This is a genomic window from Stenotrophomonas sp. S41 (assembly GCF_016624625.1).
Taxonomy (GTDB): Bacteria; Pseudomonadota; Gammaproteobacteria; order Xanthomonadales; family Xanthomonadaceae; genus Stenotrophomonas.
The window spans coordinates 1-7,860 of the sequence record NZ_JACVTV010000155.1 but is presented as its reverse complement, the minus strand read 5'-3'; the positions used below and the strand labels follow the sequence as shown (position 1 = coordinate 7,860).

Genomic DNA, 7,860 nt, shown 5'->3' with positions numbered 1-7,860 from the left:
GATGGGTTTACGGCGTGTCCTGACCACCCACACCGCCCCGCCATCCCACGGGATGCAGGCTTTTGATCTTGCTTCGGCTTCTGCAGGTGCAGGGCTGCAAGCCCTGCATAAAACCCCAAACCCTCAATCGTGACCGCTGTCATCCAGGCTGAAGATCCCGCGCCGCAGCGCCTGCGTCACCGCATGCGTGCGGTCACCCACGCCCAGCTTGTCCATCAGGCTCTTCATGTGCGCCTTCACCGTCTGCTCGGAAATCTGCATCCGCTCGCCGATGCGCTTGTTCGACAGGCCACCGGCCACGTGCCGCAGTACTTCCGTCTCGCGCGGCGACAGCCGGTCTTCCACCACATGGGCGGCGATGCTCGCGGCCACCGCCGGGGGAATCGCGGCACGCCGGCCGCCGGCCACCGTGCGGATCGTGTCCACCAGTTCGTGGCGCAGCATGTCCTTCAGCAGGTAGGCGCTGGCGCCAGCCTGCAGCGCACGTACCGCACGCACGTCGCCACGGTAGGTGGTCAGCACGATGATGCGCGCGCGCGGGTCCAGTGCGCGGATCCGCACGATCGCTTCCACGCCATCCAGGCGCGGCATCTGCAGGTCCATCAGCACCACGTCCGGCTGCAGCTCCTGGTAGCGCGCGATGGCTTCCTCGCCGTCGGCGGCTTCGCCCAGCAGGCGCAGGTCCGGTTGCGCGCCGAGCAGGGCGGCCAGGCCGTCGCGCAGCAGCGGATGGTCGTCGACCACCAGTACGCCGATCGGGGAAGAAGACTCAGTCATGGTGCTTTGCACTCCAGGGCCAGCGCCAACGTGGCGGCCGGCGGTGATACAGGCGCCGTGCGGGAACCGCCAGCGCTACTTCGGTGCCCAGGCCCGGGCGGGTCCACAGCTGCAGTTCCGCGCCCAGCCGCTGCGCGCGTTCGCGCATGCCCTGCAGGCCCCAGTGGCCATGGCCGGCATCGTCGTCGGTAATGCCGACGCCGTCATCGCGCACATGCAGCAGGAAACAGCGGCTGCCGTAGGACAGTTCCACCTCGATGGCGCTGGCCTGGGCGTGGCGCAGGGCATTGCGGATCGCTTCGCGGCCGATCAGGAACACTTCCTCCACCGCATCGGGCCGCAGCGGCGGTGGCGTGCCTTCGACGGTCAGGCGCAGCGGGTTGGTGCCCTGGCCGGCGTACTCGGCATGCACGTCGGCCAATGCGGTGGCCAGGTCGCGGCCGGCGAAGGGACCATCGCGCAGCGCATTGACCCGCTCGCGGCCCTCGGCGAGGTTGCGTTCGGCCAGCTGCATCGCCGATTCCAGCTGGGTGCGCACGTTGTCCGGCGTCTGCGCCGACTGGCTGATCGCATGCAGGCGCAGGATCAGCCCCTGGCTGCCCTGCAGCAGGGTGTCGTGCAGATCGCGGGCGATGCGCTCGCGCTCGCCATGGCGTTCCTGCAGGCGCGCGCGGAACAGTGCGGCCAGCTGGCCGCTGCGGATGCGCACGGCCACCATCAGCGCCACCAGCACCAGCGCCGCGCACAGCAGCTTGAACCAGATCGTCTGCACGAAGGTGGAGGCGATGCTGAAGCTGCGGCTGGCCGGCGCCGTGCTCCAGATGCCGTCCTCGTTGGCCGCTTCCACCTCGAAGCGGTACGTGCCCGGGGCGAGGTTGGTGTAGTAGGCGCGCGTGCTGCTGCCGGCGTCCTGCCAGCCTTCGTCCACGCCGGACAGCCGGTAGCGGTAGCGGTTGCGTTCCGGCCGGGCCAGCGACAGCGCCACGTAATCGATCTGCAGCTGGGTGGTGCCGGCCGGCAGGCGCAGCCCTTCCTGCAGCGGTGCCTGGGTGGCGCCGTACAGCACATCGCCGATGCGCACGCCCGGTGCCAGGATGTTGGTGTGCGAAGCGTTGGTGTCCAGCCACGCCAACCCCTGGTTGGTGGCCAGCCACAGCAGGCCGTCGGCGGCCAGCGCGGCGGTGGGAATCGGGCCGCTCTGCAGGGCGATGCCGGGCATGCCGTCGACTGCATCGAACAGGCGCGGTGCCACCGGTTGATGGGTGAGCACGGCATTGCGCAGGGCGGTGCGGTCCAGCCGCACCAGCCCGCGGCTGCCATTGAGCCAGAGCCGCCCATGTGCGTCGGCGACCATGCCGGTGATGCCTTCCAGCACGCCCGCCATGTCGGTGCGCACTTCGCTGAAATGGCCGTCGCCCATGCGTGCGGCCAGCCCGGCTTCGCCGGCTACCAGCAGCATGTCCTGGTCCTGCAGCAGGGCCGTCACCGGTCCAACGGCCAGCCCCTGGCGGGTATCGAAGGTCGCCACGCTGCGGTCATCCATGCGCCGCAGCCGACCATCGGCATAGCCCAGCAGCACGGCGCCATCGCTGGCCATCGCCATCGACGAACAGGCCTGTTCGGGCAGCCGCGGCTGGGGGTACCACTGCGCGTGCTGGTAGCGCAGGACGCCGCGCTCGCCGACACACATCCAGGCGTCATCGTCGTTGTGGAACAGCAGCGCCTGCAGGGACTGCCCGGTATACGGAGCCGGCAGTGGAATGCGCGTGGCGTGGCCGCCGACGGTGCGGACCAGGTTGATCCAGTCGAACTGCCACAACGGCGTCGGCGCCTGGCGTGCGGCATCCTGCAGCTGCGCGGCGTTCTCGCCCAGCAGTGTGCGGCGCAGGTCGTAGGGTTTCAGGTCCTCGCCATAGCCATACACGCGACCGTCGCTGGCGCGTACCAGCGAGCGATAGGGATCGGTGGGGCCGGCCGCGAGGGTCTGCACGCTGCGCGCGCGGAAGCGGTTGAGGCCGAGGTTGGTGCCGACCCAGAGATTGCCTTCGCGATCCAGCAGGACCGGCACTGCGGAGGTCGCGCTCAGGCCCTGCGGCGTATCGAAGCGCTCCATGCGCGTGGCCTGGTCGCCCTCGAAGGTGACCCGTGCCACGCCGCCATGCGGGCTCATCGTGGCCCACAGCGTGCCATCGGCGGTGAACTGCAGGCGCGCGGCGACCAGTTCGGGCAGGCGTCGCGCCTCGCGCTCGGCGGAAGGCAGCAGGCCGTGCGCGTTGGCCAGCGGCGAAGTGCCGCGAATGCGGTCGGCCAGCCAGATTTCGCCGCGCGGGCTTTCGGCCAACGAGGCCATCTGCGAGACGGCGATGCCGGTGTCCTCGAAGGTGCTGGCACCTGCGGGCCGTCGCCAGATCTTCAGGTCGGCCAGCACCCAGAACGTGCCCTGGCGATCATGCAGCAGCCACTGCACGCGCCGATCCGGTACGCCGCTGCCGCGCGGCAACGCGCGCCACTGCTGCCCATCGAACCAGCGCAGGCCGCCGTTGATGGCCGCCCACAGGTGACCGTCGCGATCACGGCTGAAGTGTGGCACCACGCCGATCGGCACGCCCTCGGCGCGGCCGAAGCTGCGCAGGTGGCTGGCCGAAAGCTGGCTGATGCCTGCCTGGAAGTAGCCGATCCACAGGCTGTCGTCGGCATCCGTTGCCAGGGTGACCATGTTGGTGGAGGGGAACGTGCTGCCAGACGGCGCGGCCTGGCGTTCGAAACGGCGGCCGTCGAAGCGGTACAGGCCCGAGCCCGTCGCCAGCCACAGCATGCCTTGGTGGTCCTGGGCGATGTCCCAGATGTCGCCGGGCGCCCCCTGTCCGACCCGCCACGCGGTGTGCTGGTAGCCGGGCATGCCGTCGGCCACGACCGGCCGCTGCCCGGCGAAAGCGGGCAGGGCGATCAGCAGCAGGCACGACAGCAGCGCCGGCAGGCGACGCAGCAAGGGGAAGGGGCGGCCACGCATGGGCAGCATTCTGGCAGGTGCGGGGCAGCCGAGGGTGACCCGAACGGGGTAGGCGCGGTGGCGGCGGCATCGGCTATCACGCCGGCAATGGAGTGGTGGAGGCCGAGGATGCAGCGTCTGTTCGTGATGTTTCCCGATCGTGGGCCCGGCCTGGGCCTGCTCTGGCTGCGGCTGTGCCTGGCCGCTGCCCTGTGTGCGCCGGGCCTGCATTCAGGCGTCCTGGTGGTGCTGTGCGCGCTGGGCGTCGCGCTGCTGGTACTGGGGTGGCTGACCCCGTTGTCGGCGATGCTCGCCTGCGTGGGATTGTGGCTGCAGGGCGCGGCCGTGCCGCTGCTGGCGCTGCCGCTGGCCTTGCTGCTGCTCGGCCCAGGCGCGTATTCGCTGGATGCACGGCAGTTCGGACGGCGCCTGCTGGCGCGTCGGCCTCCCCCGAACGGGTGAGTGGTGGCCTCGACGGACGGGGGTAGGGCATCGGCACCTGGCGGCCCACCATGGGGCACCCCGTCGCGGTGCTCTGTCATGGCCGAAGCTTCACCGCCCGTCGCCCCAGCCACCGCGTTGGCGCCACACCAGGCTGCCGCCCTGCAGCGCGCTCTGCGCTACATCGATGCGCATCTGTCGCAGCCGCTGCGGGTGACGGAGCTGGCCGAGGTGGCCTGCGTGAGCCGTTTCCATCTGGTGCGGCTGTTCCGCACCGGCACCGGTGCCAGCCCGCTGCGCTACCTGCGCCGTCGCCGCATCGAACGCGCGCGGCAACTGCTGCCGGCCGGCGACCAGCCGATGTCCCGCTTGGCCCAGCACCTGGGCTTCTTCGACCAGAGCCATTTCGTCCGCAGTTTCCGTGCCGAGACCGGCTGCAGCCCGGGCCAGTACCTGGCCGGTGATGCCGCCCTGCACATACCCGCTGTTCTCCCTTCTTCTGTTGCCCCGCCCACTACTGGAACCCACCCATGACCACTGCTACCGCCACGCCCGCCAAGGGCCTGCTTTCCCCGACCGACCACGCCCTGGTGCTGATCGACTTCCAGTCGCAGATGGCATTTGCCACCCACACCATCGACATCTCCGCGCTGCGCAACAACGTCTCGCTGATCAGCAAGGGCGCCAAGGGCTTCAACGTGCCGGTGGTGCTGACCACGGTCGCCGAGAAGTCGTTCTCCGGCCCGATGTTCCCGGAGCTGCCGGAGATCTTCGCTGGCCAGACCGTGTTCGACCGCACCTCGATGAACACCTGGGAAGACCAGCCGGTGATCGATGAAATCAACCGCATCGGCAAGAAGCGCCTGGTGCTGGCAGGCCTGTGGACCAGCGTGTGCATCGTCGGCCCGACCCTGTCGGCGCTGGAGCAGGGCTTCGAGGTCTACGTGATCACCGATGCCTGCGGCGATGTCAGCGATGAGGCGCACGAACGTGCGGTCACCCGCATGGTGCAGGCCGGTGCGCGCCCGATCACCAGCGTGCAGTACCTGCTGGAACTGCAGCGCGACTGGGCCCGTGGCGAGACCTACGGCCTGACCACCGGCATCGCCCGCGACCACGCTGGCGGCTACGGCATCGGCATCCAGTACGCCAAGACCATGTTCGGCGCGCAGGAAGGCGGCCACTGAGCATGGGCAACGGGCATGGCCTCGACCTAGCCCTGCTGATCCTGCGCGTGGCAGCGGGAGGTTTCCTGCTGCCACACGCGCTGGGCAAGCTGTTTGGCTGGTTTGGCGGCCCGGGCCTGGCCGGTTTTGCCGGTGAGCTGCGCGGCTTCGGCCTGCCGGCAGTGGCGCCGCTGCCGCTGCTGCTGGCCCTGTTGCAGGTGGCCTCCGGGCTGGCCGTGCTGCTGGGCTGGCAGACCCGCACTGCCGCACTGGCCGCGGCCGCATTCATTGCCTTCACCGCGCTGCTGGCCCTGCCCAAGGGCTGGTTCTGGATGCGCGGCGGCACCGAATACCCGCTGATGTGGACGCTGGCCCTGCTGGCGATCGCCCTGGCCGGGCCGGGCGCCTGGGCGCTGGATGGCCTGGTCCTGCCTGGAGACATCGCATGAGTTCCTCCCCCCTCGACCACGGCCGACGCAACGTCGTGCTGGCCAGCGGCGCCGCGATGGCGCTGGGGCTGGCCGGCGGTGCCGCCGCGGCCATCGAAACCCTTCCGAAGGAGCGTCGCATGAGCACGCTGGTCATCAGAAACGCCCGCGTCACCACCCTTGATCCGCAGCAGCCACACGCGCAGGCACTGGCGGTGCAGAACGGCCGCATCGCCGCGGTCGGCAGCGATGAACAGATCATGCGCGAATGGGGCAACGAGGCCACCATCATCGATGCACAGGGCCGGCGCATCGTGCCCGGCCTCAACGACAGCCATACCCATCTGATCCGCGGTGGCCTCAACTACAACCTGGAACTGCGTTGGGATGGCCTGCGTTCGCTGGCCGATGCGATGGCCATGCTGAAAGCGCAGGTCGACCGCACTCCGGCACCGCAGTGGGTACGCGTGGTCGGTGGCTTCACCGCAACGCAGTTCACCGAAAAGCGCCTGCCGACCTTGCAGGAGCTCAACGACATCGCGCCGGACACGCCGGTGTTCCTGCTGCACCTGTACGACCGGGCGCTGCTGAACCGCGCCGCCCTGCGTGCCTGCGGCTATACCAAGGAGACGCTGGATCCGCCCGGTGGCCAGATCGTGCGCGACTCGCTGGGCAACCCGACCGGCCTGCTGCTGGCCAAGCCCAACGCGCTGATCCTGTACGCGACGCTGGCCAAGGGCCCGCGCCTGCCGATCGAGTACCAGGCCAACTCCACGCGCCACTTCATGCGTGAGCTGAACCGCCTTGGCATCACGTCGGTGATCGATGCCGGTGGTGGCTTCCAGAACTACCCGGAGGACTACCAGGTCATCGAACAGCTGCACCGCGACGAGCAGCTGACCGTGCGCATCGCCTACAACCTGTTCACCCAGAACAAGGGCAGCGAGGTCAACGACTTCCGTGGCTGGAGCGAGATCCTGCAGCCGCGCCAGGGCGACGACCTGCTGCGCCACAACGGCGCCGGCGAAATGCTGGTGTTCTCCGCCGCCGACTTCGAGCTGTTCAACGAGCCGCGTCCGGAGCTGCCGCCGGAACTGGAGCCCGAGCTGCACGACGTGGTGAAGCTGCTGGTGGAGAAGCGCTGGCCGTTCCGCATCCACGCCACCTACGACGAGAGCATCACCCGCATCCTGGATGTGTACGAGCAGGTGAACCGCGAGGTGCCGTTCGATGGCCTGCACTGGTTCATCGACCACGCCGAAACCATCACCCCGCGCAACATCGAGCGCATCCGCGCACTGGGCGGCGGCATCGCCGTGCAGCACCGCATGGCCTACCAGGGCGAAGCCTTCGTCGAGCGCTATGGCGTGCAGGCCGCGCGGCATACGCCGCCGGTCAAGCGCATGCTGGCCGAGGGCGTGCCGGTCGGCGCCGGTACCGATGCCACCCGCGTGGCCAGCTACAACCCGTGGGTGGCGCTGTCGTGGCTGGTGACCGGGCGCACCGTCGGTGGCCTGGCCCTGTATGGCGACGAGAACCTGCTGGAACGCGAACAGGCACTGCGCCTGTGGACCCAGGGCAGTGCGTGGTTCTCCGGCGACGAGGCGGTGAAGGGCACGCTGAAGCAGGGCCAGCTGGCCGACTTCATCGTGCTGTCGTCCGATTTCTTCCGCGTCGATGATGCGCAGATCGCCGACATCACCAGCCTGCTGACCGTGGTCGGTGGCCGCATCGTGCACGCCGATGGTGACTACGCTGGCCTGGCACCGCAGCTTCCGCCGGCGATGCCGGACTGGTCGCCGGTGAACAAGTTCGGTGGTTACCACGTTGGCGGAACCGCCACCGGCCTGGCCGCGGCGCACCATCACCACCACGGTGTGGCCTGCGGCACCCACGGCGCCCACGGCCATGCCGCGCAGCACGCGGCACCGACCGACGACCTCACCGCGTTCTGGGGCGCGATGGGCTGTTCCTGCTTCGCGTTCTGATCGGGATCCCGGGTAGAGCCGGGGGGGGGGGGGGGGGGGGGGGGGGGGGGGGGGGGGGGGGGGGCGCGGGG

At 69.7% G+C, this 7,860-nt stretch carries 7 protein-coding genes; 5 read left to right on the top strand and 2 right to left on the bottom strand.

The window, feature by feature from the left end:
* Window positions 1-123: 123 nt before the first annotated feature.
* Together IAE56_RS19915 and IAE56_RS19910 are read right to left on the bottom strand one after the other, a co-directional pair.
* On the bottom strand, window positions 124-777 hold the full coding sequence (locus tag IAE56_RS19915; RefSeq protein WP_200753714.1) for a response regulator transcription factor: 654 nt from the start codon (window positions 775-777) through the stop codon (window positions 124-126).
* Window positions 770-3,796 carry a sensor histidine kinase gene (locus tag IAE56_RS19910; protein ID WP_200753713.1) on the bottom strand — a complete coding sequence of 1,009 codons (3,027 nt, stop codon included), beginning with the start codon at window positions 3,794-3,796 and terminating at the stop codon, window positions 770-772. The genes IAE56_RS19915 and IAE56_RS19910 overlap by 8 nt, the downstream gene beginning before the upstream one ends.
* 99 nt (window positions 3,797-3,895) lie before the next feature.
* Between IAE56_RS19910 and IAE56_RS19905 the strand changes: the two genes are divergently transcribed.
* From IAE56_RS19905 to IAE56_RS19885, 5 genes are all read left to right on the top strand, one after another.
* Window positions 3,896-4,228: a hypothetical protein gene (locus tag IAE56_RS19905; RefSeq protein ID WP_108769108.1), complete on the top strand. Its 333-nt coding sequence runs from the start codon at window positions 3,896-3,898 to the stop codon at window positions 4,226-4,228.
* A gap of 78 nt (window positions 4,229-4,306) precedes the next feature.
* The gene (locus tag IAE56_RS19900; protein ID WP_108769107.1) at window positions 4,307-4,741 is read left to right on the top strand and encodes an AraC family transcriptional regulator; all 435 of its coding nucleotides are present in this window, start codon (window positions 4,307-4,309) and stop codon (window positions 4,739-4,741) included.
* Entirely contained in the window at window positions 4,738-5,394 is a 657-nt protein-coding gene (locus tag IAE56_RS19895) for a hydrolase (protein WP_108769106.1), read from the top strand. Before IAE56_RS19900 ends, IAE56_RS19895 begins: the two co-directional genes overlap by 4 nt.
* 2 nt (window positions 5,395-5,396) lie before the next feature.
* On the top strand, window positions 5,397-5,822 hold the full coding sequence (locus IAE56_RS19890; protein ID WP_200753712.1) for a DoxX family membrane protein: 426 nt from the start codon (window positions 5,397-5,399) through the stop codon (window positions 5,820-5,822).
* Window positions 5,823-5,941: 119 nt separating this feature from the next.
* Entirely contained in the window at window positions 5,942-7,789 is a 1,848-nt protein-coding gene (locus IAE56_RS19885) for an amidohydrolase (RefSeq protein WP_200753715.1), read from the top strand.
* The last annotated feature ends 71 nt before the right edge of the window (window positions 7,790-7,860 follow it).